The following is a 23,861-nucleotide window of genomic DNA, read 5'->3' as shown; positions in this document are numbered from 1 at the left end:
GCGCCACGGCATGCAAATGCTAATCGGTCAGCGCGACAGTTCCCGCGTCGCCTTTTCCAATCCGCCGAGCGTCAGGGGATACATGCGGTCGGTCATCAGCCGGCGGATCATCGAGATCGAGGTCGTATGGCCCCAAAAGCTTTCCGGCACGGGGTTGATCCAGACGCATTTGCGGAAATGGCCGGTCATGCGACTGAGCCAGGCCTCGCCGGCCTCCTTGTTCCAATGCTCCACCGAGCCGCCTGGTTGAGTGATCTCGTAGGGGCTCATGGATGCGTCGCCGACGAAGACGACGCGGTAGTCTGGACCGAAGGTGCGGATCAGATCCGTCGTCGCCGTGATATCGACGCGCCGGCGGCGATTGTCCTTCCACACACCCTCGTAGAGGCAGTTGTGGAAGTAGAAATACTCCATGTGGCGGAACTCCGCGCGGGCGGCGGAGAAGAGTTCCTCGACGACACGGATATGGTCGTCCATCGAGCCGCCGACATCGAAGAACATCAGCAGCTTCACGGCATTGCGGCGCTCCGGTCGTGTCTGGACGTCGAGATAGCCATGCTCGGCGGTAGAGCGGATGGTGCCGGAGAGGTCCAATTCCTCGGCTGCCCCCTCGCGCACCCAGCGGCGCAGGCGCTTCAGCGCCACCTTGATGTTGCGGGTGCCGAGCTCGACGCCGTCGTCGAGATTCCTGAAGTCGCGCCGATCCCAGACTTTTACCGCGCGGCGATGGCGCGATGTTTCCTGGCCGATGCGCACGCCTTCCGGATTGTAGCCGTAGGCGCCGAAGGGCGAGGTACCCGCCGTGCCGATCCATTTCGAGCCGCCCTGATGCCGGCCCTTCTGTTCTGCCAGCCGCTCGCGCAGCGTCTCCATCAGCTTGTCGAAGCCGCCGAGTGCCTCGATCTGCCGTCTTTCCTCTTCGGTCAGGTGCCGCTCGGCAAGTTTGCGCAACCATTCCTCGGGAAGGGCGGTCGGCTCCACCGCTTCTCCATCGGCATTGCCGCCGATCACCTCCACGCCGCGGAAGTAATCGGCGAAGACCTGGTCGAAGCGATCGATGTAGCGCTCGTCCTTGATGAGTGTTGCGCGGGCCAGATAGTAGAAGGCCTCGACGTCATAATCGGCAATCCCTTCTTCCATTCCCTCAAGCAGCGACAGGAACTCCCCGAGCGTCACCGGAACCTTCGCTTCGTTCAGCTTCAGGAAGAAGGGAATGAACAAGCCTCAAGTCCTTTCCTGGCCGATCTCCTCCAGATCATACGGCGTGGTCTGGTAGATCTCGTTGATCCAGTTACCGAAGAACAGGTGCGCGTGGCTGCGCCACCGGTTTTGCGGGGGAATTTCGGGATCGTTATGCGGGAAGTAGTTATGCGGCATCTTGATCGGCACGCCCGCATTCACATCCCGGAAATACTCGTCCGCCAGCGATGTGGAATCATACTCCACGTGATTGAACATGTAGAGCCGGTTGCAAGCCTGTTCGTGCACGAGACAGACGCCCATCTCGCTCGAGTCCATCAGGATTTCCAGGCCAGGCACTTTTTCGATGTCTGCGCGGCGCACTTCCGTCCAGCGGGACACCGGAATGGCGAAATCGTCGGAGAAGCCGTTAAGATAGACCGAGGAGGGCTTCAGGTTCTGGTGGCGATAGACGCCGAACGCCTTTTCCTTCAGCGTGTATTTCGGCACCTGGTGGAAATGGTAGATCGCCGCCATTGCGCCCCAGCAGACGTTCATCGTCGAATGGACATTGGTGGTCGTCCAATCCAAGATCTCCTGCATCTCGTTCCAGTAGGTGACGTCCTCATATTCCAGCAGCTCGATCGGCGCCCCGGTTATGATGAAGCCGTCGAACTTGCGGTGCTTCACCTCTTCCCACGTCTCGTAGAAAGCAAGCAGATGCTCCTGCGAGGTGTTCTTGGCCTTGTGGCCGCCAACGCGCACCAGCGAAAACTCTACCTGCAGCGGCGATGCGCCGACCAGGCGCGCCATCTGGACCTCGGTCTTGATCTTGTTCGGCATGAGGTTGAGCAGCCCGATCTGAAGGGGGCGGATATCCTGACGGAACGCCACCGTTTCGGTCATCACCCGCACACCCTCGCTCTGGAGGGTCTCAAACGCGGGCAGCGTATCGGGAATCTTGATGGGCATTGTTTCACTCGCCAAATACAAAAAAACCGGCCGCGATAAGAATCGCTACCGGTCCGCACGCGGCCCTTTAGCGACTTATTTAACGTGGCTGCAAGCCGGCCGGCCAAATCACCACGAGGGAAATTCAATAGACCTGACATTTCCGCGGGTCAATGGGCTAACTCCAAGTGTAGGGGCCACCTCTCCCTTCGAGGCTCTGGCCTTTACGCTGACGCTCAAGACCAGGGCACCTCAGGGTGAGGCAGAGAGGGTTCCGCGCCAAGACACAGGAGATCAGACCTCACCTGAGGTGCGCAGGCTGAAAAGCCGGAGCCTCGAAGGGCGAGGGTGGGTGATAACCCCGTTGTCTGTCGGAGAAGGCTTCTGCAGTTTTGTGGGCAGAAAGCGCAGCATCCGGCAGCATCACTTCCCTTGACCTCGCGCCATGAAGGCCAGTCGTTCGAACAGATGCACATCCTGTTCGTTCTTCAGAAGCGCGCCATGCAGTTTCGGTAACGCGTTCTTCGCATCGGCACGCAATGTTTCCGGATCGATATCGTCGGCAACCAGCAGGCGGATCCAATCGAGCGCTTCGGAGGTGGACGGCTTCTTCTTCAGCCCCGGTACGTCGCGGATTTCGAAGAACTGCGTCAGCGCCGCGCGGACGAGCGTCTGCTTGATGCCGGGATAGTGAACCTCGACGATGCGCGTCAGCGTCTCCATGTCGGGAAAGCGGATATAATGGAAGAAGCAGCGGCGCAGAAAGGCGTCCGGAAGTTCCTTCTCGTTGTTCGAGGTGATGATGACGATCGGGCGGACGGCGGCCTGGATGGTCTCGCCAGTCTCATAGACGTGGAACTCCATGCGGTCGAGTTCCTGCAGCAGGTCATTGGGGAATTCGATATCGGCCTTGTCGATCTCGTCGATCAGCAGCACGCACTTCGTCGGCGAGGTGAAGGCCTGCCACAGCTTGCCCCGGCGGATATAATTGCTGACATCGTGAACTCTGATGTCGCCTAGCTGGCTGTCGCGCAGGCGCGAAACCGCATCATATTCATAGAGGCCCTGCTGGGCTTTCGTCGTCGATTTGACATTCCACTCTATGAGATCGAGCCCAAGGGCTGCGGCCACCTGACGGGCGAGTTCGGTCTTGCCCGTCCCGGGTTCGCCCTTGACCAGAAGTGGACGCTCCAGCCTTATGGCGGCGTTGACGGCGACCATCAGATCCTTGTCGGCGATATAGTCCGCAGTTCCCTGAAATTGCATCGGAAGGCTTTCTCAATCTTTCAACGGCAAGCTAATTGCTGACCTAATTCGGTTCAAGGCGCGAAACCGTGTATATAGGAACGTGATCGCACTGATCTATTGCAAGGATGGACATGGGGGCGGGTCATGGTTAACTGACGGGATGTGGTCGCAGGGAAGTGCTGATGGCAGTTGAAACGCAAGCCAAGCCGAATGTGCAGGGGAACGAGCAGGTCGGATACGATTTGAGCCTCTTCTTTCGGTTGAGGATGATGTTTTCCGCGTTCTGGAATTCGCCGGTCCGCATCAAGCTCATTATTCTTGTCGTCGCGCTTTTCGCAATCATCGTGGTCACGGCCTATGTCCAGGTGCTGCTTAACAGCTGGAACGCTCCTTTTTACGATTCGCTGGCAAGGCGCGATATCGCCGCCTTCTTCCACCAGCTCGGCGTCTTCGGCATCATCGCCGGCTCGCTTCTGGTTCTCAACGTCGTCCAGGCCTGGCTCAACCAGATGACCGCGCTCTATATGCGCGAAGGCCTGGCGCGCGATCTGGTCAATCAGTGGCTTCAGGCCAAGCGCGCGCTTCGTCTCGCCTCCTCAGGGCTGATCGGCGTCAATCCCGATCAGCGCCTGCATGAAGATGCCCGCAATCTCGCTGAAAGCACGACGGGGCTTGCCATCGGTCTGGTGCAGGCGACGATCCTGCTCTTCAGCTTCATTGGCGTGCTTTGGGAGCTGTCCAGCGGCATGGTGTTCAAGGTCAACGGCATGAATTTTGCCATCCCCGGCTACATGGTCTGGGCCGCGATCCTCTATGCCGGATCGGCATCGTTCCTCAGCCAGTTCGTCGGCCGCCGGCTGGTGCGATTGAATGCGGACCGCTATTCGAAGGAAGCCGAGCTGCGCTTTGCGCTCATGCATGCCAACGAGCACATGGCGGCGATCACCATTGCCGGTGGCGAGGAGAACGAGCGGCGGCGGATCAACCTCGATATATCAGCCGTTCTTGGCGTCATCCGCCAGCTTGCCATCGCCAATACCAATCTGACCTGGGTCTCCGCAGGCTATGGCTGGTTGGTGCTGATTATTCCGATCCTCGTTGCCGCCCCCGCCTATTTCTCCGGCGGTCTGACCTTCGGTCAGCTGATGGTGGCCGTTGGCGCCTTCAATCAGGTCAATTCGGCATTGCGCTGGTATGTTGCCAATTTCGGCCCGATCGCCGAATGGCGTGCGACGCTGATGCGCGTCACCGATTTCCGCAAGGCGCTGACGGAAATGGACGACAAGACGCCGATGCCGCATACGCTCGTCTTCGATAAGGCGCCGCCTGGAACGATGGTGTGGACCGATCTGGAAGTTTCCACGAAAACCAATGACGAGGCCACGGAAAACGGTTTCTCGATTGCCGAAGGCACCGTCACCATCCATGCCGGCGAGCATGTCATGATCAACGGCGATCACGGCGTGAACCGCAGGCTGCTGTTCGAGGTGCTGGCGCATCAGTGGTACAGCGGTTCCGGCACTGTGAGCTTGCCGCCGATGGACGATATGCTGTTCATGCCGCATACGCCCTACGTTCCCAGCGGCACGTTGAGAGAAGCGATCTGCTTTCCCGAGGATCGCGACGCTTATGACGATGCCGCCGTCAATGCCATCATGGACACGGTGGGTCTTGGTCGCCTCAAGAGCCGCCTCGACACGCAGGCCCGCTGGGATCGATTGCTGGATACGGAAGAACAGAAGGCCATCGGTTTTGCGCATCTGCTGCTGGCAAAGCCGAAATGGGTCATCCTGGATGATGCCCTGGAAGGGCTGGAGGCTGAAGTTCAGGCCAAGGCCTGTGCCCTGCTGGCCGAACTACCCGATGCGACCTTGATCTATATCGGCCGCTCCGAGGCCTTCATGCAGGCCATGTCGCCGCGCCTCCTGCATTTGCAGACCTTGGCGCCGCATGAGCATAGCATCGAGATCGATACGCAGCCGGAAACCGTCAGCGCGGCGCAGAAGAATCAGAAAAAGGCCAGTGCCCCATAACGCGAATTCGTGATGCCGCGCGCCTTTACGAGTTCGATTTGATCTCCATACACCCGAAATGCAAAACGCCCCGTCACCAGGACGAGGCGTTTTCCATGCATGTGGGCGGCCGAGGTCAGTCCTTGGCGCGCTCGACATAGGAATTGTCTTCCGTCGCGATGACAACGCGGGTGCCGGCGTTGATGTGCGGCGGCACCATGGTGCGCACGCCGTTGGACAGCATAGCCGGCTTGTAGGAAGACGATGCCGTCTGGCCCTTGACGACCGGTTCCGTCTCGGTGATCTCGAGCGTGACGTGACGCGGCAGTTCGAGCGCCAGCGGAACGCCTTCGTGGATCGACAGGATGCAGGTCATGCCTTCCTGGAGATAGGCCTTCTGGTCGCCCATGGTTTCGGCATCGACGACGACCTGGTCGTAGGTGGCCGGGTTCATGAAGTGGAAGCCTTCGCCGTCTTCATAGAGGTACTGGAAGTTCACGTCTTCAACGAAGGCGCGCTCGACCTGTTCGGTGGTGCGCCAGCGCTCGGACACCTTCACGCCGTCGACGATGCGGCGCATGTCGACCTGGGTGACCGGAGTGCCCTTGCCTGGATGAAAGTTCTGTGCGGTGAGAACGACGTAGAGCTTGCCGTCGACGTCGAGAACGTTGCCCTTGCGGACCGAAGAGGCGATGACCTTGACCATAAGACTTCCTTGTAACGCTGCGTTTTGCGTCGTAGAGGGACTGTCGAAATGCTCTCCGAGACGCAGCAATTGTTTGCTTGGGGGCGCAACTACCCTAAATCAATGGAAATTGCCACCCCCTTGCGTGGCTCGTGCCACGAAGAAAGCTAGGAATGAAGCCGAAGACGAGCAAAGCGTCCCCCTGGTGGACCCGCAATGTCCATGCGGACCGGCGGCCGTTCCTCATTGGCCGCAATGCCATCCAGGCTGCATTGCGCATTTTCTTTGCCCGCAACGACTTCATCGAGGTGGATACGGCGACACTGCAGGTATCGCCGGGTAACGAGGCGCATCTGCACGCCTTCGAGACGGAGGCGCTGACGACAGATGGAAAGGCGCTGCCGCTTTATCTGCATACCTCGCCGGAATTCGCCTGCAAGAAACTGCTTGCGGCGGGCGAGGAGCGCATTGCCTGCTTCGCTCACGTCTACCGCAATCGCGAGCGAGGGCCGCTGCACCATCCGGAATTCACCATGCTCGAATGGTATCGGGCCGGCGAAAGCTATGAGGTCCTGATGGCCGATTGCGCCGCAATCCTGGGGCTTGCGGCCGAGACCGTCGGGGCGAAGAAATTCAGCTATCGCGGCGCAGAAACCGATCCGTTCCTGCCGCCCGAGCGCATCAGCGTGGCCGCTGCTTTCGAGCGCTATGCCGGCATCGATCTCTTTGCCTCCATCGGCCTTGACGGATCGACCGATCGCGAGCGTCTGGCGGCGGATATGCGCCAGGCGGGCATCCGCGTTGCCGACGACGACCTGTGGCAGGATCTCTTCAGCCGTGTGCTGGTCGAGAAGATCGAGCCGAATCTGGGCTTCGGCCGTGCCACGATCCTTGACGAATATCCCGTTTCCGAAGCGGCGCTTGCGCGGCCATCGGCCAGGGATCATCGTGTCGCCGAGCGTTTCGAGCTCTATGCCTGCGGCGTCGAGCTTGCCAATGCCTTCGGCGAACTGACCAATGCCGAAGAGCAGCGCCGCCGCTTCGAGATCGAGATGGCGGAAAAGCAGCGCGTCTATGGCGAGACCTATCCGCTGGATGAGGAGTTTCTGGAGGCGCTTGCAGTCATGCCTGACGCAAGCGGCATTGCGCTGGGTTTCGACCGGCTCGTGATGCTGGCAACCGGCGCCTCACGGATCGAGCAGGTGCTGTGGGCTCCGGTGGCGGAGTATGACGCATGAATGTGGTGCGCCCGATCCGGACCATCGGAGAGCTTGAGCGCGCCGGGCTGATCGATGCCGATCAGGCGGTCGCGCTCGAAGCGGTGGCGGAACGCTATGCCGTTGCCCTGACGCCGACCGTGACGCGGCTGATCGATCCCGCAAACTCCGCCGATCCCATTGCCCGGCAGTTCGTGCCCGATGCTGCCGAATTGCGCGTCATGCCGGAGGAGCGGGCCGATCCGATCGGCGATCACGCGCATAGCCCGGTCGAGGGCATCGTGCATCGCTATCCGGATCGCGTGCTGCTGAAGGCCGTACATGTCTGCCCGGTCTATTGCCGCTTCTGTTTCCGCCGCGAGATGGTCGGCCCCCAAGGGCTCGGCACGCTGGATGGCGAGGCGCTGGACGGCGCCTTTGCCTATATCCGCAACCATCAGGAGATCTGGGAGGTCATCCTGACCGGCGGCGATCCGCTGGTGCTTTCGCCACGCCGGCTGGAAGAGATTCTCGGGCAGCTTGCCGAGATCGATCACGTGAAGATCGTCCGCTTTCACACCCGTATTCCGGTCGTCGATCCCCTGAAGGTCGATGCGGCGCTGATTGCGGCGCTGAAGGCGAGCGGCAAGACCATCTATGTGGCGCTGCATGCCAATCATCCGCGAGAACTGACGGAGGAGGCGCGCGCCGCCTGTGCCCGGCTGGTCGATGCGGGCATCGTGCTTATCAGCCAGTCGGTTCTCCTCAAGGGCGTCAACGACGATCCGGAGGTGCTGGCGGCGCTGATGAAGGCTTTCGTCGAAACGCGGGTGAAGCCTTATTATCTGCATCATCCTGACCTTGCGCCCGGAACCAGCCACTTCCGCCTGACGATTGCCGAGGGGCAAGCGATCGTCGCGGCACTGCGCGGCCGTATTTCCGGCCTTTGCCAGCCCACTTACATTCTCGATATCCCCGGTGGCTACGGCAAAGCCGATATCGGTCAGAGTTCCGTCCGTGAAACGGGTGAAGGTTGCTACTCGATTTCAGACTATCGCGGCGGCGAGCATATCTATCCGCCGCAAAGCTAAAGTGCATACTTACGATCTTATATTGGACTGACGCTCTGATTGTGATGATGATTTTCGAATAAAACGTAGTGGCGAATTTTGGTGCGTTAACCCTCTTCGGGACCTCACTCTTCCAAAAATCGACATGGCATAATATTAGGTAAATTTAATATTTTCGTGGAAGTCATCATTTATATGGCTTACGGAAGGTAAATTTTAATCAGAAAATTGTTGAATATAGCAATTTTCTACGAAGTATAAGTTGTTTGTATTTACCACGTCGCTTAGCGGAATGTTCTATTTTACCTGTTACTTCTTGGCGAACGATAAGACGGCATGACTTCGGTTATGCTTGCAATTGCCAGAAGGGACTAGATTATGAACAAGACGATTCGCGATTTGCTGGCCAAGTTCGGTGCGCTTCCTGTTACTATCGATCAGATCGAAGATGATGCTGATCTTTACGCGACCGGCCTGTCTTCTTTCGCTTCCGTACAGTTGATGCTCGGCATCGAGGAAGCCTTCGACATCGAATTTCCCGACAACCTGCTGAATCGCAAGTCCTTCGCCAGCATCGCCGCGATCGAAAGAACCGTCGGCATGATCCTGGACAGCAGAAAGGTCGCCTGATGACTGCGGCGGTCGCTCTACTTGAGGTTGGGACGGGCGAGGGAGCGGCGGTACGTGCCGCCCGAGTCGCAGCGATCGCCAGCCAACACGCCGATGCCGTCGATGCCGAAGGCCGGTTCCCACGCGAAGCTGTCGACGCGATGCGCGCTGAAAAGCTGCTCTCCATTCAGATCCCAGCCGATCTCGGCGGTGAAGGCGCATCGATGACCGAAATCGCCGAGCTCTGCTCGATCCTCGGTCAGGCCTGCGCCGCCAGCGCCATGGTCTTCGCCATGCATCAGATCAAGCTGTCGAGCCTGGTCGAGCACGGCGTCGATAGCGACTGGCACCGCGATTTCATGCGCCGCATCGCCAGGGAACAGCTGTTGCTTGCCTCGGCGACGACCGAGGGCGGGATCGGCGGCAATCTGCGCAACAGCATCTGCGCCATCAAGGTCGAAGGCGATACCTGCACCCTCGAAAAGGATGCGACCGTCATTTCATACGGCGCCCATGCCGACGCCATTCTGATTACCTCGCGCAGCCATGCCGAGGCGGCGTCTTCCGATCAGGTGCTGACCTGTTTCCTTAGAGATCAATACGAGATCAAGCGCACGGTCGAGTGGAACACGCTCGGCATGCGCGGTACCTGCTCCGACGGTTTCCTATTCAAGGGCGTGGCGCCGGCCAAGCAGATCCTGCCAAAGCCGTTTGCCGAGATCGCCGCGCAATCGATGCTAGCCAGTTCGCACCTGCTCTGGAGCGGTGTGTGGTATGGCATCGCCGCTGATGCGGTTTCCCGTGCACAGGCTTTTGTTCGTGCCGCTGCCCGCAAGTCTCCCGGCGCACCGCCGCCCGGCGCACTGCGTCTCGCCGAAGCCTCCAGCATGCTGCAGATGGTGAAATCCAATGTGGTTGCCGGGCTGAAGGCCTATGAAGAGGCGAAACTCGACGCGGACCGCCTGTCGTCGATGGCCTTCGCCGTGGCGATGAACAACGTCAAGATCGCATCGTCGGAGATGATCCTGCCGATCATCAATCATGCGATGCTGATCTGCGGCATCATGGGCTACAAGAACGGTACGCCCTACAGCCTCGGCCGCCACCTGCGCGACGCGCACTCGGCGCAATTAATGATCTCGAATGACCGCATTCTCGGCAATACGTCGACCATGCTGCTCGTCCACAAACAAGATACCAGCCTGTTGGGGTAACCGTCATGGATATGCAAACATCGTTTCTCGATCGCCTTTTCGATTCCGGTCTCCTGATCGACACCGGCGTTGATGGACTCTACGGCCGCAGCGGCCAGTTCGAAGATGTCATTTCCGCCTTTGAGCGGCTGATCGACAAATTCGGCGGCGCCGATGGCGCCGAGGCCATCCGTTTTCCGCCCGGCATGAACCGCGCCTTCTTCGAAAAGAGCGGCTACATGAAGAGCTTCCCGCAGCTCGCCGGCACGGTGCACAGCTTCTGCGGCAACGAACTCGATCACATGAGCCTGCTGAAGTGCATGGAAGTCGGCGACGACTGGACGAAAGACCAGCAGGCGACCGATATCGTGCTGACGCCGGCCGCCTGCTATCCGCTCTATCCGACCGTTGCCAAGCGCGGCGCCATTCCGGAAGACGGCGCGCTCTATGACCTGCAGTCCTATTGCTTCCGCCACGAGCCCTCCAAGGACCCGGCCCGCCAGCAGCTCTTCCGCATGCGCGAATATGTCTGCATGGGCAGCGAAAAGCATGTGACGGATTTCCGCCAGAGCTGGATGGATCGTGGTGTCGAGATGATGAAGGCCGTCGGCCTCGACGTGACCATAGATGTCGCCAACGATCCGTTCTTCGGCCGGGCCGGCAAGATGCTCGCCAACAACCAGCGCGACCAGAACCTGAAGTTCGAGCTGCTGATCCCGATCACCTCGACCGCCAAGCCGACCGCCTGCATGAGCTTCAACTACCACCAGGATGCCTTCGGCACGAAGTGGGGCTTGAACTTCGCCGATGGCAGCGTCGTGCATACGGCCTGCGTCGGTTTCGGCCTGGAGCGCATCGCGCTGGCGCTGTTCCACACCCACGGTCTCGACGTCAAGGAATGGCCCGAGAGCGTGCGTAAGGCGCTGTGGGGCTGATCGCTTCCATGGCAGCCGTGTTTCAGGGACTGGATCCCGCCGCCTACAAGCCACATGCGCTGCACGACAGCGAGCGCATGTGGCCCGAGACCAACTGCTATATCGATCTCTGGATCGAAGTGCTTTCGCGCCTGGAGCTGCCGCCGGAAGCCATGCTCGGCTTCACGCTGACACAGGATTTCGAGGGCGACCAGTTCACCTTCTTCAAGGTGCCGCTCGAGGATCTGGAAGCGCTCTATGGCGTGCGCTGCACCGAGCTTGCGATCTACGACAAGGTGCAGAACCATGTCGCCGAGCAGATCGGCCGTGGCCGGCTTTGCCTGGTGGAGATGGATTCCTTCTTCATGCCGGATACGCAGGGCGTCGGCTATCGCCGCGAACACGGCAAGACGACGGTGGCGATCAACCGGCTCGACATGGAAGGCCGCACGGTCGACTATTTCCACAATGGCGGGTTCTTCCAATTGTCGGGCGAAGATTTCGACGGGCTCTTCCAGCTGCATCTGACGGATGAAGATCTGCCATTCCTGCCCTATACGGAATTTGCGAAATTTCCGGAGAAGGCACCGAGCGACGCCGCGATCCGTCAGACGGCGCGGCAGCTTCTGTCTTTCCATTTCCGCCGTCGTCCCAAGGCCAATCCGATCCGCGCCTTCGCGGAGGTCTTCCCGACGCAGGTGGAGGCGGTCGCCGAACGGCCTTTCGGCTTCTTTCATAAATATGCCTTCAACACGCTGCGTCAGCTCGGTGCCAATTTCGAGCTCGCCGGCAGCCATTTCGATTGGCTTGCGGCCGATCTGGGCAATGCGGCCGGCGAAGCGCGGAAAATTTCCGAGACGGCAAAATCGGTGCAGTTCCAGCTTGCCCGCGCGATTACGCGCAAGAAATTCGAGCCATTGCGCACGGCGCTTGATCCGGCCGCCGATGCGTGGGATTCCATGATGAGCGAGCTCGAACGGAAGCTTTGACAAGCTTCCGTTTGACCGCGATACGGCTGGGTCATTTCTGAACATATTGGGGCGGGGTAATCCCCCGGAAGATGTCATGGGCGGGCGCTTGGCGGATCTCGGCGGCGGAATGAGGCTGAGCGAGGGTTGGAATCTGGTACTGACGGAGGCGGGCACATGCCTCTCGCCCTCCGATGTGCCGCTGACGTCTGGCTTCATCCCCGCGCCCGTGCCGGGCACGACAGCGCAAGCACTGGAAAAAGCGGGGCGTTTCGATAGGACAAAGTCACAGCCTCTTCATGATCGCGATGCCTGGTACATCTGCCGTCTGGTGGATGCAGAGGCCGGCGAGGCGGTGCTGCGGCTGGAGGGGCTGGCGACGCTTTGCGAAGTCTTCCTCAACGGCCAGCAAATCCTTGTTTCCGAAAGCATGTTCGAGGCACATGACATCGACGTCATCCTGCTTGGCGGTGACGAGCTGGCGCTCTGCTTCCGTGCGCTGGAGCCGAAGCTTTCCGAACCGGGTCCGCGCGCCCGCTGGCGGCCGCAGATGATCACGCCGCAGGGTCTGCGGATGGTGCGCACGACGTTGCTTGGCCATATGCCCGGCTGGTGCCCGGAGGTTCAGGCCGTTGGTCCATGGCGGCCGATTACGCTGCTGCGGCCGGGCGCTCCCGTTATTCGCGATCTCTCCTTGCGGCCGGACCTGCTCGAGAATGGCGAGGGCAGGCTCTACGCTTCGCTCTCGATCGAGAGCGATGTTGAAGAGCTGCTTTTGCGCTGCGGAGAGACGGAACAGGCGTTCGAAAAGGATAGCGCCGGCCGCTATACCGCAATTCTGAAAATTCCCGATGTGGCGCCCTGGTGGCCGCATACGCATGGCGTGCCGCAACTCCATGATGTCGCCCTCGTCGTCGATGGAGTCGAGCACGCACTTGGGCAGACCGGGTTTCGCCGGCTGTCGATCGATCGTGGTGCCGATGGCCAGGATTTCGCTCTTGTCGTGAATGGCGAGCGGATCTTCTGCCGTGGCGCGGTCTGGACCACGGCCGATATCGTACGCCTGCCTGGCGGCCGCGACGATTATGAACCCTGGCTGCGCGTGGCGGCTGAGGCCGGGATGAACATGATCCGCATCGGCGGCACCATGGCTTACGAGACGTCGGAATTCTTTCGTCTCTGTGACGAACTCGGCCTGCTGGTCTGGCAGGATTTCATGTTCGCCAATTTCGATTATCCGAAGACCGACAAGATGTTCAACGTCCATGTCGAGGCGGAGGTTTCACAGTTTCTGAGCCGCACACGCCTCTCGCCCTCGCTGGCTATCCTTTGCGGCGGCAGCGAGATCCACCAGCAGGCGGCCATGATGGGTCTGCCGGAACAGTTCTGGAAAAGCCCCATCGTCGAAGAAATCATCCCGCCGCTGGTGCAATCGCTGCGGCCGGATGCGCCCTATGTGGTCAACTCGCCAACGGGCGGGCCGATGCCGTTTTCCCCGAATGCCGGGGTCACGCATTATTACGGCGTCGGCGCCTATATGCGGCCGGTTGCCGATGCGCGCCGCGCCGATGTTCGTTTTGCCGCCGAGAGCCTGGCTTTCGCGCATGTGCCGCAAGCCCGTACGTTGGGCCAGCATCTGCCGGTTCCGGCAGTCCATAGCCCACTATGGAAGGAGCGCGTGCCGCGGGATCGCGGCGCATCCTGGGATTTCGAGGATGTGCGCGATCATTATCTTCAGGAGCTTTACGGTTTCGAGCCGAACAAACTGCGGCGGGAAGACCCGGATCTCTATCTCAACCTCTCCCGTGCGGTGACGGGCGAGGTGGCTGAGGAGACCTATGCCGAGTGGCGCCGTCACGGCTCCGGCTGCAACGGCGCACTCGTCTGGACGCTGCAGGATCTGCTTCCCGGCGCCGGCTGGGGTGTGATCGATTCGACCGGGGAGCCGAAGCCGGTCTGGTATGGGCTGCGCCGCGCTTTCCGGCCGGTGCAGGTATTATTGATGGACGAGGGCACGAACGGTCTCGACGTACATGTCATCAACGAAAGCGATGCGACGCTCGATCTGACCGTCGAAGTCTCCTGCCTGCGCGATGGCCGTCAGGTCGTCGTCGGTGGCGGCCGCGATTTGACACTTGAAGCGCGCGGCAAGCAAAAGATAGCATGCACTGAACTTTTCGGCGCCTTCTTCGACACGACGTATGCCTTCCGCTTCGGGCCGCCATCGCATGATGTCACGGTGGCGCGGCTGACGAACTCGGTAACCGGCGCGGTGATTGCCGAGGCCTTTTACTTCCCACTTGGCCGCACCAAGGCATTCCACGATGCCGAGATCACCGCATCGGCAATGCAGGAGGGCGACGACTGGTTCCTCGACCTCAGCACCAATCAGCTGGCGCAATCGGTGCAGATCGATCTGGAAACCTATCGGGCCGAGGATGACTGGTTCCATCTTGCGCCAGGCAGCCGGCGGCTTCTGCTGTACCGGCGGGAAGGCGTTCCGGCCGATGTCATTCCATCCGGGCAAATCCGCTCCGTCGGCAGCCGGCGGATCGTCGAGGTGTAGGTGATGGTGGGCACGAGGAGTTATCTCGCCCGCCAGGGGCGAGATCGGTCCTGCGCCAGCTCTCCTACAGCGTCACCCCATCCGGCCCGAACAGATGGCAGCGCTCGGGATCGATGTGAATGCTAACCCTCTCGCCGGCGCGGATGGCCTGCTGATCTTCCAGCGCGACCGTTAGCGCCTGGCCGCCATGTAGCGTGACGTAGAGGATCGTCTGGCCGCCGAGGTGCTCGACGAGGTCGACGCGGGCATTGCCGAGCGCCAGGCCGCGATCGCCGATGTTCAGATGCTCCGGGCGGGCCCCGAGGGTGACAGGTTGCCCTGGCTGCAGGCTGCCAAGCCGTCGCGGCAGGCGCACCGTCTGGCCGGCAAGATCGATGACGGCGGAGCCGTCGTCGGAGACGACGATCTTCGCGTCGAGGAAGTTCATCTTCGGCGAGCCGATGAAGCCGGCGACGAACTTGTTCTTCGGCTTGTTGTAAAGATCGAGCGGCGCGCCGACCTGCTCGATCTTGCCGCCGTTCAGCACCACAATCTTGTCGGCCATGGTCATGGCCTCGGTCTGGTCGTGGGTGACGTAGATCATGGTATTGCCGAGCCGCTGGTGCAGGCGGGCGATCTCGACGCGCATCTGCACGCGCAGTTCGGCATCGAGGTTCGAGAGCGGCTCGTCGAAGAGGAAGATGTTCGGTTCGCGCACGATGGCGCGGCCGATGGCGACGCGCTGGCGCTGACCGCCGGAGAGCTGCTTTGGCTTGCGCTGCAGCAGCTGCTTGATCTGCAGGATCTCGGCCGCCTTTTCGACGCGCGGATGAATGTCCTGCTTCTTCATGCCGGCCGTTTCCAGGCCGAAGGCAAGGTTTTTGTAGACGGTCATATGGGGGTAGAGCGCATAGGACTGGAAGACCATGGCGATGCCGCGTTTGGAGGCGGGGACATCGTTCATGCGGCTGCCGTCAAGATAAAGCCCGCCGCCGGAAATCGGCTCGAGGCCAGCGATCATGCGCAGGAGCGTGGACTTGCCGCAGCCGGAGGGACCGACGAAGACGGTGAATTCCCCCGGCTCGATTTCGAGGTCAATCCCGTGAACCACCTGGAGCTCGCCATAGCGCTTGATAACCTTCTGCAGCGATACGCTTGTCGCCATGGGCGCTTCCTCCTTGTTGGTCCTGATGGCTCGCGGAGCAACGTTCATGACGGCCTCCAGCTCTTGTATTTCTTGGCTTCCGGCCCGACGGGGAAGCGGACTTCAGTGCGGGTTTCCGACGATTCATAGAATGCGGTGACCAACTCCAGCGCCTGGCGGGCATCGACTGTGGTCACCGGCAGCGGTCCGCCCGACACCAGCGCGTCGTGGAACAGCCTCATCTGCGTGTTGAAACGGTTGGGGATCGGCGACCAATCGGTGAGCAGCGCATCGATCTTCGCGCCGATCTCCTCATTGGCGGGGATGATCTTCCAGGGGTCCTGGCCGGGGCTGTAGGGCTCGTGGTTGCTCTCGATCAGGACGTTTTCGAAGGCGAGGCGCAGGCGGCTGATCTGCTCCTGCGAGCCGAGCGTCGCGCTGATGGTGGCGAGCGCGCCGTTTTCCATCAGCAGGCTGGCGCTGGCGCAATCTTCCACCTCGATATCGTTGACGCGGGTGGCAACACGGCCGAAGAGGCCCGCGATCGGCCCCATCAGATAGGTCAGCATGTCGTGCAGATGGATAGAGTGCGTCATCAGCACGCCGCCGAGTTCGGTGTCCCACTTGCCGCGCCAGGGGACCGCATAATAGTCGGCGCCGCGTACCCAATGCGTCTCCGACGTTGCGACATAGGGTTTGCCGGCAATGCCTGAAGCGATGATACGCTTGGCTTTCTGGATGCCGTCGCCATAGCGATATTGGAAGATCGGCATCAGCCGGCCCTTGGCGGTCTTTTCGGCCTCGATGACCGCATCGACATCGGCGAGCGATCCCACGAGCGGCTTTTCGCAGACCACGTGTTTGCCGGCGGCAAGCGCCTGCATGATCAGTTGGAAGTGCGAGCCGGGCGGCGTGCAGATGTCGATGATGTCGATATCGGGCATGTTGAGGACTTCGGAGAAATCCTTGAGGCGTCTGCCGATGCCGAACTCGTCGCCGACGGCGTTCAGGCGTTCCTCGTTGAGATCGCAAAGGACGGCGACTTCGAAGCGATCCGGATGCGGCAGATAGCCTTCGACGATATGAGAGCGGCCGATGCCAAGGCCGATGATCGCGACTTTCTTGATGTCGGACATGACGCAATTACCTTTGAATGCTGTTGAGCGATGTTGCCTCGGCAAGCGCCTGCGCCTTCAGCGCCAGCTCCATGGCTTTGAAGCAATGTTCCTGGCCCATCGCGGTTTCGGTGCGATCTCTGACGTCGTCAACAAGCTGGCGGCCATAGGGCAGTTCCACACCGCTGCAGTCGATATGCTGCATGCCCTTGCGGTCGGTGAGGAAGAGATGGTCGGTGCCGGGCCGGCCGGCGACATCGATATATTTGCGCAGCTCGATCGTGCCTTCGGTGCCAACGATGAAGAGGCGGCCGTCGCCCCAGGTGGAAAGCCCGTCCGGCGTGAACCAGTCGACGCGGACATAGCCCGTGACGTCGGGCGTCCTTACATGAAAATCGCCATAGTCCTGCAGGCCCGGCGTTTCCGGATTGGCGCGGTTGGACACCGTTGCCGACAGCACCTCGGCTTCAAGGGAGTCTGCAAAGAACAGGAACTGCTCGCACTGATGCGAGGCGATGTCGGCGATGATGCCGCCATAGCGCTTGCGGTCGAAGAACCAGTCGGGCCGGGTCGGTTTGCGCAGACGGTGCGGACCGAGGCCGGTCGTGTGGATGACCTTGCCGATGGCGCCAGCCTTCACCAATTCACCGGCCTTGACCGTCGACGCCGTCTCGAAATGCTCGGAATAGAGGATGGAGACGATGCGTTTGGTCTCGGCTTGCACTTTTCGCACTTCAGCGAGCTGATCCAGCGTCACCATGCCTGGCTTGTCGAGCATCACGTCCTTGCCGTGGCGCATGGCCTCGATAGCAAGGTCGGCGCGCTCGCTGGAAATCGCGGCGCTGACGATCAGCGCGATGGAGCTATCCTCGAGGATTTCCCTTTTATCGGCAACGCGTTTCGCCTGCGGGAAGCGTTCGGCGAAGGTGGTGGCGAGATCGTCCTCCACCGCATGGAAGGCGATGAGTTCGGCGCCGGCCCGCAGCATGACGTTGACCTGGCCGTAGATGTGATCGTGATTGAGGCCGATGGCGGCGAAGCGCAGCGCGCTCATGCGACATTTCCTTTCGTCGGTTTGTTGGTTCGCAGCCCCAAATCTTGGGTATTCGGGGCTGCGAGGTTCGTAATCAGCGTTTGAGGCCGGCGGTCGCGATGCCGTCGATCAGCAGCCTCTGGAAGAAGAGGAAGATCAGGAAGACCGGGATCAGCGACAGGCTCGACATGGCAAACAGGCTGCTCCAATCGGAACTTCCCGTGGAGTCCACGAAGGAGCGCAGGCCGAGCTGTACCGTGTAGGTGTTGATGTCCGAGAGGTAGATCAGCGGTCCAAAGAAATCGTCCCAGGTCCAAATGAAGGAGAAGATGGCGGCCGTCGCCAGAACGGGAAGCGACAGAGGCAGCATGATGCGCCAGTAGATGCGCCATGGGCTGCAGCCATCCATCATGGCGGCCTCGTCCAGTTCACGGGGAATGCCGCGGAAGAACTGCACCATCAGGAAGATAAAGAAGGCATCGACCGCGAGGAATTTCGGCACGACGAGCGGCAGCATGGTCTTCACCCAGCCGAGCTTCAGGAAGAGGATATATTGCGGGATCAGCGTCACGTGATAGGGCAGCATCAGCGTGCCCAGCATCAGGGCGAACCAGAAATTCTTGCCCCAGAAATTTAGTCGGGCGAAGGCGTAAGCCGCCAGCGAGCAAGAGATGACGTTGCCGATGACCGAAAGCACGGCGATGACGGCTGAATTCCAGACGAACTTGCCGAAGGTGACCTGTCCGCCGAACCAGCCGCGGGCATAGGCGCTGAAATCGAATTGCGAAGGGATCAGCGATGCCGTGCCGAAGATCTCGTTCTGGTCCTTGATCGAGCCCGAGAGCATCCACAGCAGCGGATAGAGCATCACGATCGACGCGGCGACGAGAGCGACGTGGATGAGGACGGAGAGGAACCACGGGCGCTCGCGCGGCGGCTTCATGTCGTCGGCAAAATGAGTGAGCTTCGCGTCAGTCATCGTAGTAGACCCAATAACGAGCGGAGAGGAAGGAAAAGGCGGTGAAGATCGCGATGATGATCACCAGGATCCAGGCCAGCGCCGAGGCATAACCCATGCGGAAATAGCCGAAGGCTTCCTGGTAGAGATAGAGCGTGTAGAACAGCGTCGAATCGATCGGGCCGCCGGTGCCGGATGAAATCACATAGGCCGGCGTAAAGGCCTTGAAGGCGTCGATCGTCTGGACCACGGCATTGAAGAAAATGACCGGCGTCAGAAGCGGCAGGGTGATCTTGAAGAAGATTCGCGCCTTGGAAGCTCCGTCGAGGCTGGCGGCCTCGTAGAGATCGGTCGGGATCTGGCGCAGGCCGGCGAGGAAGATGATCATTGGCGAACCGAACTGCCAGATGGCCAGGATGATGAGTGTGTAGAGCGAATAGTCCGGATTGGAGATCCAGCTCGGCCCGTTGATGCCGAAGGCGTACCAGAGGAGGGTATTGACGATGCCGTCGGCATCGAAGATCTGCCGCCACAGCACCGCGATCGCGACGCTGGAGCCGAGCAGCGAGGGCAGGTAGAAGATGGCACGGTAAACCGGTAGGCCCTTGATACCGCGGTTGAGCAGCAGCGCCACCAGCAGCGCGAAGGCGAGCTTCAGCGGCACCGAACAGACGACGTAGAACAGCGTCACCTTCATCGACGACAGGAATTTGTCATCGGCCGTCGCGATCCGCACGTAGTTCTCCATACCGACGAGGTTCGGCGCCTGCAGCAGATTGTAATCGGTGAAGGAGAGATAGAGTGAGGCGATCGCCGGCCCGAGGGTCAGTCCGAAGAAGCCGATGAACCACGGCAGAAGGAAGAGATAGCCGGGTGCGTTGCGCGCGAATGCGCTCGGCGCTTTATAGGCAGTTTCAACGCGCAACGGCGCGCGCGCGCCGACGGCCAAGCCGCCGGCAACGCTCTTGCTGTTTGTACCCACGGTGTCAGCCTCGCGTAATGTTTGCTGCTGCCTGTTCGGTGAACTTCGTGCCAGCGTCCCGTGCACTGGTTTTGCCGAAGGCCACCTCCTCGGCGATCTTCTTCAGCAGGAAAGCGTTCTCGCCGGCGCCGTTCGGTGGAGACGGCGGTAGCGCTCCGACACGCGGCGTCAACCGGCCGATATAGTCGACCACCTGTTTGCTGACGGGATCCAGACCCGGGGTCAGGAGATCGCGGATTTTTTTCGAAGGCGGAACGCCGCGCTCGACTCCGAGCGCCTTGGTGCCTTCCGGGTCTTCGACCAGGTAGTTGACGAAGGCGACGGCGGCATCCTTGTTCGCGGACGTGGCCGAAACCGACATCAGCATCGACGGTTTCAGATACTGGCCGGGCTTGCTGTCGGCATTGGCCGGATAGGAGACGATATCGAGCTTCTCCTTGACAAGGCCTTGAATGGCGACGAACTGGTTGGAATGTGCGTAGCTGACCGCTGCCTTCTTGGTCACGAGCATGTCGGTTTCGAGGGTCTGCTGGTCCAGCGCCTGGACGTCGGCTGGCGTGCACGCGCCGATCTCTCGCATATGGCCCCAGAAGTCGAACCATTCGGTGGCATCCCTGGCTTCGAAAGCCAGCTTGCCGTCAGCCGTATAGAGAGCCTTGCCGCGCTGGCGCAGCCAGCATTCCAAAGCCGGCTCGCTGCCGCCGGCATCTGCCGTGCCATAGAAGCCACGGCGTTTCTTGGCAGCCGTCACCTTGGCACAGGCCTCGCCGAGCTGCTCCCATGTCATGCCGTCATGCGGCGGCTCGACGCCGGCTTCATTCCAGGCGGCAGTATTGACGACGACCATTGAGGAATTCACGCCGAGGCTGACACCGTAAATCTTGTTGTCGACTTTGCCGGAATCGATGTTGGCCGTGCCGAAATCCTCGATTGCCAGGCTCTTGCCGAGATAAGGCGTCATGTCGAGCAACGCGCCGCGACGGGCATATTCGAAGATGTAGCGGTAATCCATCTGGATGAGGTCGGGGGCATTGCCGCCGCCGGTCTGGGTGGCCAAGCGCGTCCAATAGCTGTCCCAGCCGAAGGATTCGCCGGCGATGGTGATATCCGGATTCTTGGCCTGATAGGCCTTTACGGCTGCAAATGTCCGGTCGCTGCGCTCCTTCGACCCCCACCAAAGAAGGCGCATCGCGGTTGCCGCATTGGCGCTCGAAAGTCCCATACAGCTGAAGGCAAGCGTGGCTGCCATGCCGGCTAGCAACTGCCGGCGGTCGATCGTCAACGTCATCCTGGTCTCCTCCCCAGTGAACCGATGATTTACGAACTGCTTTGCATGATATAACTATTTGGTTACAAGTTGGATAGAAACGCGACCGCTGTCAAGCGCCAATCGCGTCACAATCAAAACGGGCCTATGCGCGGCGGTGGGCGTCCATTGCTGCAGCCCCGATCGGGAAGGAGATCGTCCATGGCGGCCAAGGCGCGGCAACAGACTGAAAATAAAGCAGAAGCCGACGCCGGCAAGACTGTAAAGACGCAAACGACGAAGGTCTCACGCAATCCGCAACGCACCCATGCCACAATCCTGGACGCGGCGACGGAAGAATTTGCCGCCCATGGTTTCGGCGGCGCTCGCATGGATGCGATCGCCGCACGGGCGCAGACCAACAAGCGGATGCTCTATCATTATTTCGGCGACAAGGAGGGGCTCTATCTCGCCGTGCTGGAGGCGAGCTATGCGACGATCCGTAATGCAGAAAAGCAGCTCGATCTCGCCCGTCGCCATCCGGAGGAGGGAATGCGCGAACTCGCCTTGTTCACATGGCGGCATTTTCTCGCGCATCCTGAGTTTCTGAGCCTGCTTGCCACCGAGAACCTACATCATGCGCATTATCTGCAGCGCTCCGACAAAGTGTCGGCCATGCATTCGCATCTGATCGACGAACTCGCGGACGTGCTGCGCCGTGGGGAGGTACTTGGTATTTTCCGGCCGGCGGTCGATCCCATATCCGTCTATCTCACGATCGCGGCACTCGGCTTTTTCTATCTGTCGAACCGCCATACGCTGTCGACAATTTTCGCGCGGAAGCTAACGTCGCCGGATGCGCTGAATGACTGGGGTGAGCATATCGTTGCCGTCACGCTCGCTTCAATCCGGGCGTAGGTGATCCTACCGTGATGGTTTGGAGAAATTTTCAAAAGGCGATTGACAAGGTTGACGGCAACGCGCGATCTTGTAACTATATGGTTACATTGCTTGGGTGACCAAGCATTTGCTTTTCCTGGTTCTGGAGGGAACCAGGCATGGAGGATAATCATGAAGCCTGTCGTATCGACATGATCCATCGCCTGCCACAAGGTGATGCGACCGGCTGACGGTACAACTGTTTCTGCAATGAACTGAATAGCCCCGCACCCCAGCCCTCTCCCCGCTGAAACTGGGAGAGGGGCGACAGAGCAAGCCGACTAGCTATCCCTATTTCGAGCTGGATATCGGCTGGAAGATTCCCTCTCCCCGCCCTGAGCTTGTCGAAGGGGCGGGGAGAGGACTGGGGTGAGGGGCAATGCAACGCAATGCGTACACGAATAGACTTGCCTGACAATCACAGGAGCCGACCAGCATCATGATCGAACCATTGACCATCAGGCTTGTCGAGGCCGAGACATTTGAGCGTCCGGTCAAGCTGCGGCTGCCCTTCCGTTTCGGTGCAGCAACCTTGCGCGAGGCGCGGCAGATTTTTCTGCGCGTACGCATCGAGAATGCGCAAGGGCGCTCGGCCGAGGGGATGGCCGCCGAGTTGATGGTGCCGAAATGGTTCGACAAATCGCCCGAGCTTTCCAATGCCGACAATGAAAACCAGCTGCGGCGTTCGCTGGCTCTGGCGCTCGATTCGCTGAGAGGTGCGGGTGTGGGAACGGCTTTTGGCCTGCATGCCGCCGTCGAGGCCTCGCATCATGCGCAAGCGGCAGCCGAGAAGCTGAACGGGCTTGTCGCATCCTTCGGCCTGGCACTAGCCAACCGGGCTATTCTCGATGCACTCTGCCGGCTGGAAGGGCTGACCGTCGCGCAAGCGATCAAGGCGAACCGTCCCGCCATCGATGCTTCCACCGCGCACGATCTCTCGGGTTTCGATCTCTCAGGTTTCCTTGCAACTTTGCAGCCATCCGTAAGCCTTGCCGCCCGCCATACTGTCGGCCTGGTCGATGCCATCGTGCCCGATGATATTCCGGCAAGCGAGCGGCTGAACGACGGCCTGCCGGAAAGTTTCGAAGAGGCGATCGACGCCTATGGGCTGACCTTCTTCAAAGTGAAGGTGTCGGGCGTTCCCGATGCGGATATCGACCGCCTTTGCCGCGTCGCTGCCGTCATCGACGCCAAGGTGCCGAACTATTCGGTGACGCTCGATGGCAACGAACAATTTTCCTCCGCCGAAGCCGTTGCCGATCTGCTTTCCCGTGTGAAGGAGGAGCCGAGGCTTGCGCGTTTCGCCTCTTCGATCCTGTTCGTCGAGCAGCCGATCGCCCGCGCGCATGCCTTCGAGAAGCCGGTCAACGCGCTAGCCGCCTTCAGGCCGGTGGAGATCGATGAATCCGATGCCGGTATCGGTGCGTTCGTCACGGCGAGGCGACTCGGCTATACCGGCATATCCTCCAAATCCTGCAAGGGCTTCTATCGCTCGCTATTGAACCGGGCGCGTGTCGCCAAATGGAGCGCTGAGGACGGCATTCCCTATTTCATGTCGGCCGAGGATCTGACCACGCAGGGCGGCCTTGCCGTGCAGCAGGATCTGGCGCTCGCTTCCCTCATCGGCATGACACATATCGAACGCAACGGTCATCACTATGTCGACGGCATGGCAGGTGCGCCCGAGGCGGAGCAGGCAGCTTTCGCCGAGGCGCATTCCGATCTCTACCGCGTCAGCAATGACCGCACGCGGCTGCGGATCGAGGCGGGGCAACTCGCGATCAGCTCCGTTATCGGTGCTATCGGACTTGGTTCATCGGTGGAGCCGGATTGGACGGCGATGGAGAGGTCGCCGGCATAGGACGTTAGTCAAA

20 protein-coding genes and 1 riboswitch are annotated in these 23,861 nt (G+C 60.5%); of the genes, 10 read left to right on the top strand and 10 right to left on the bottom strand.

What is annotated here, in order from left to right; genetic code table 11:
• Window positions 1-27 precede the first annotated feature (27 nt).
• From DQ393_RS09800 to DQ393_RS09790, 3 genes are all read right to left on the bottom strand, one after another.
• Window positions 28-1,221, bottom strand: a complete 1,194-nt coding sequence (locus DQ393_RS09800; protein ID WP_112341564.1) for a vWA domain-containing protein — start codon at window positions 1,219-1,221, stop codon at window positions 28-30.
• 3 nt (window positions 1,222-1,224) lie between these two features.
• Window positions 1,225-2,151 (bottom strand): homoserine O-acetyltransferase MetA, encoded by a 927-nt coding sequence (metA, locus tag DQ393_RS09795; RefSeq protein ID WP_112341563.1) that lies wholly within the window; start codon window positions 2,149-2,151, stop codon window positions 1,225-1,227.
• 47 nt (window positions 2,152-2,198) lie between these two features.
• Window positions 2,199-2,276, bottom strand: a riboswitch (SAM riboswitch).
• Window positions 2,277-2,553: 277 nt separating this feature from the next.
• A complete protein-coding gene (locus tag DQ393_RS09790; protein ID WP_112341561.1) occupies window positions 2,554-3,396 on the bottom strand; it encodes an AAA family ATPase in 843 nt (280 codons plus the stop codon).
• A gap of 164 nt (window positions 3,397-3,560) precedes the next feature.
• Between DQ393_RS09790 and DQ393_RS09785 the strand changes: the two genes are divergently transcribed.
• Window positions 3,561-5,411 (top strand): ABC transporter ATP-binding protein/permease, encoded by a 1,851-nt coding sequence (locus DQ393_RS09785; protein WP_112341560.1) that lies wholly within the window; start codon window positions 3,561-3,563, stop codon window positions 5,409-5,411.
• A gap of 115 nt (window positions 5,412-5,526) precedes the next feature.
• Here DQ393_RS09785 and efp read toward each other — a convergent pair whose 3' ends face one another.
• The gene (efp, locus tag DQ393_RS09780) at window positions 5,527-6,096 is read right to left on the bottom strand and encodes an elongation factor P (RefSeq protein ID WP_069611558.1); all 570 of its coding nucleotides are present in this window, start codon (window positions 6,094-6,096) and stop codon (window positions 5,527-5,529) included.
• A 152-nt stretch (window positions 6,097-6,248) separates the two neighbouring features.
• On the opposite strand from efp, the gene epmA reads away from it, so the two are divergent.
• The 7 genes from epmA (at window position 6,249) to DQ393_RS09745 (ending at window position 14,591) form a co-directional block, all read left to right on the top strand.
• A complete protein-coding gene (gene epmA / locus DQ393_RS09775; RefSeq protein WP_112341559.1) occupies window positions 6,249-7,313 on the top strand; it encodes an EF-P lysine aminoacylase EpmA in 1,065 nt (354 codons plus the stop codon).
• Window positions 7,310-8,362, top strand: a complete 1,053-nt coding sequence (locus DQ393_RS09770) for a lysine-2,3-aminomutase-like protein (RefSeq protein WP_112341557.1) — start codon at window positions 7,310-7,312, stop codon at window positions 8,360-8,362. Before epmA ends, DQ393_RS09770 begins: the two co-directional genes overlap by 4 nt.
• Window positions 8,363-8,719: 357 nt before the next feature.
• Entirely contained in the window at window positions 8,720-8,971 is a 252-nt protein-coding gene (locus tag DQ393_RS09765; RefSeq protein ID WP_112341555.1) for an acyl carrier protein, read from the top strand.
• A complete protein-coding gene (locus tag DQ393_RS09760) occupies window positions 8,971-10,164 on the top strand; it encodes an acyl-CoA dehydrogenase family protein (protein ID WP_112341553.1) in 1,194 nt (397 codons plus the stop codon). Before DQ393_RS09765 ends, DQ393_RS09760 begins: the two co-directional genes overlap by 1 nt.
• A gap of 5 nt (window positions 10,165-10,169) precedes the next feature.
• A complete protein-coding gene (locus DQ393_RS09755; protein WP_112341552.1) occupies window positions 10,170-11,078 on the top strand; it encodes an amino acid--[acyl-carrier-protein] ligase in 909 nt (302 codons plus the stop codon).
• A gap of 8 nt (window positions 11,079-11,086) precedes the next feature.
• Entirely contained in the window at window positions 11,087-12,046 is a 960-nt protein-coding gene (locus DQ393_RS09750) for a DUF1839 family protein (protein WP_112341732.1), read from the top strand.
• A 76-nt stretch (window positions 12,047-12,122) separates the two neighbouring features.
• Complete coding sequence (locus DQ393_RS09745; protein ID WP_112341551.1) at window positions 12,123-14,591, top strand: glycoside hydrolase family 2 protein; 2,469 nt, start codon at window positions 12,123-12,125, stop codon at window positions 14,589-14,591.
• 64 nt (window positions 14,592-14,655) lie between these two features.
• On the opposite strand, the gene DQ393_RS09740 is transcribed toward DQ393_RS09745, so the two are convergent.
• The 6 genes from DQ393_RS09740 to DQ393_RS09715 all read right to left on the bottom strand — a co-directional run bounded on the left by DQ393_RS09740 (window position 14,656) and on the right by DQ393_RS09715 (window position 21,090).
• Window positions 14,656-15,735, bottom strand: a complete 1,080-nt coding sequence (locus tag DQ393_RS09740; protein ID WP_112341731.1) for an ABC transporter ATP-binding protein — start codon at window positions 15,733-15,735, stop codon at window positions 14,656-14,658.
• Window positions 15,736-15,779: 44 nt separating this feature from the next.
• Window positions 15,780-16,850 carry a Gfo/Idh/MocA family protein gene (locus DQ393_RS09735; RefSeq protein WP_112341550.1) on the bottom strand — a complete coding sequence of 357 codons (1,071 nt, stop codon included), beginning with the start codon at window positions 16,848-16,850 and terminating at the stop codon, window positions 15,780-15,782.
• Between the two features lie 7 nt (window positions 16,851-16,857).
• Complete coding sequence (locus DQ393_RS09730; protein ID WP_112341548.1) at window positions 16,858-17,883, bottom strand: Gfo/Idh/MocA family protein; 1,026 nt, start codon at window positions 17,881-17,883, stop codon at window positions 16,858-16,860.
• Between the two features lie 73 nt (window positions 17,884-17,956).
• The gene (locus DQ393_RS09725; protein WP_112341546.1) at window positions 17,957-18,841 is read right to left on the bottom strand and encodes a carbohydrate ABC transporter permease; all 885 of its coding nucleotides are present in this window, start codon (window positions 18,839-18,841) and stop codon (window positions 17,957-17,959) included.
• A complete protein-coding gene (locus tag DQ393_RS09720) occupies window positions 18,834-19,745 on the bottom strand; it encodes a carbohydrate ABC transporter permease (protein ID WP_245430302.1) in 912 nt (303 codons plus the stop codon). The genes DQ393_RS09725 and DQ393_RS09720 overlap by 8 nt, the downstream gene beginning before the upstream one ends.
• Window positions 19,746-19,806: 61 nt before the next feature.
• Complete coding sequence (locus DQ393_RS09715) at window positions 19,807-21,090, bottom strand: ABC transporter substrate-binding protein (protein WP_112341543.1); 1,284 nt, start codon at window positions 21,088-21,090, stop codon at window positions 19,807-19,809.
• Window positions 21,091-21,270: 180 nt separating this feature from the next.
• Here DQ393_RS09715 and DQ393_RS09710 point away from each other — a divergent pair, with 180 nt between their 5' ends.
• Together DQ393_RS09710 and DQ393_RS09705 are read left to right on the top strand one after the other, a co-directional pair.
• Window positions 21,271-21,966, top strand: a complete 696-nt coding sequence (locus DQ393_RS09710) for a TetR/AcrR family transcriptional regulator (protein WP_112341541.1) — start codon at window positions 21,271-21,273, stop codon at window positions 21,964-21,966.
• A gap of 460 nt (window positions 21,967-22,426) precedes the next feature.
• Window positions 22,427-23,848: a mandelate racemase gene (locus tag DQ393_RS09705; RefSeq protein ID WP_112341540.1), complete on the top strand. Its 1,422-nt coding sequence runs from the start codon at window positions 22,427-22,429 to the stop codon at window positions 23,846-23,848.
• The last annotated feature ends 13 nt before the right edge of the window (window positions 23,849-23,861 follow it).

Origin of the sequence: Martinezella tropici, assembly GCF_003287875.1 — a bacterium.
Taxonomy (GTDB): Bacteria; Pseudomonadota; Alphaproteobacteria; order Rhizobiales; family Rhizobiaceae; genus Rhizobium; species Rhizobium tropici_C.
The sequence above is the reverse complement of the archived record's forward strand: the minus strand, read 5'-3'. Positions and strand labels throughout refer to the sequence as shown.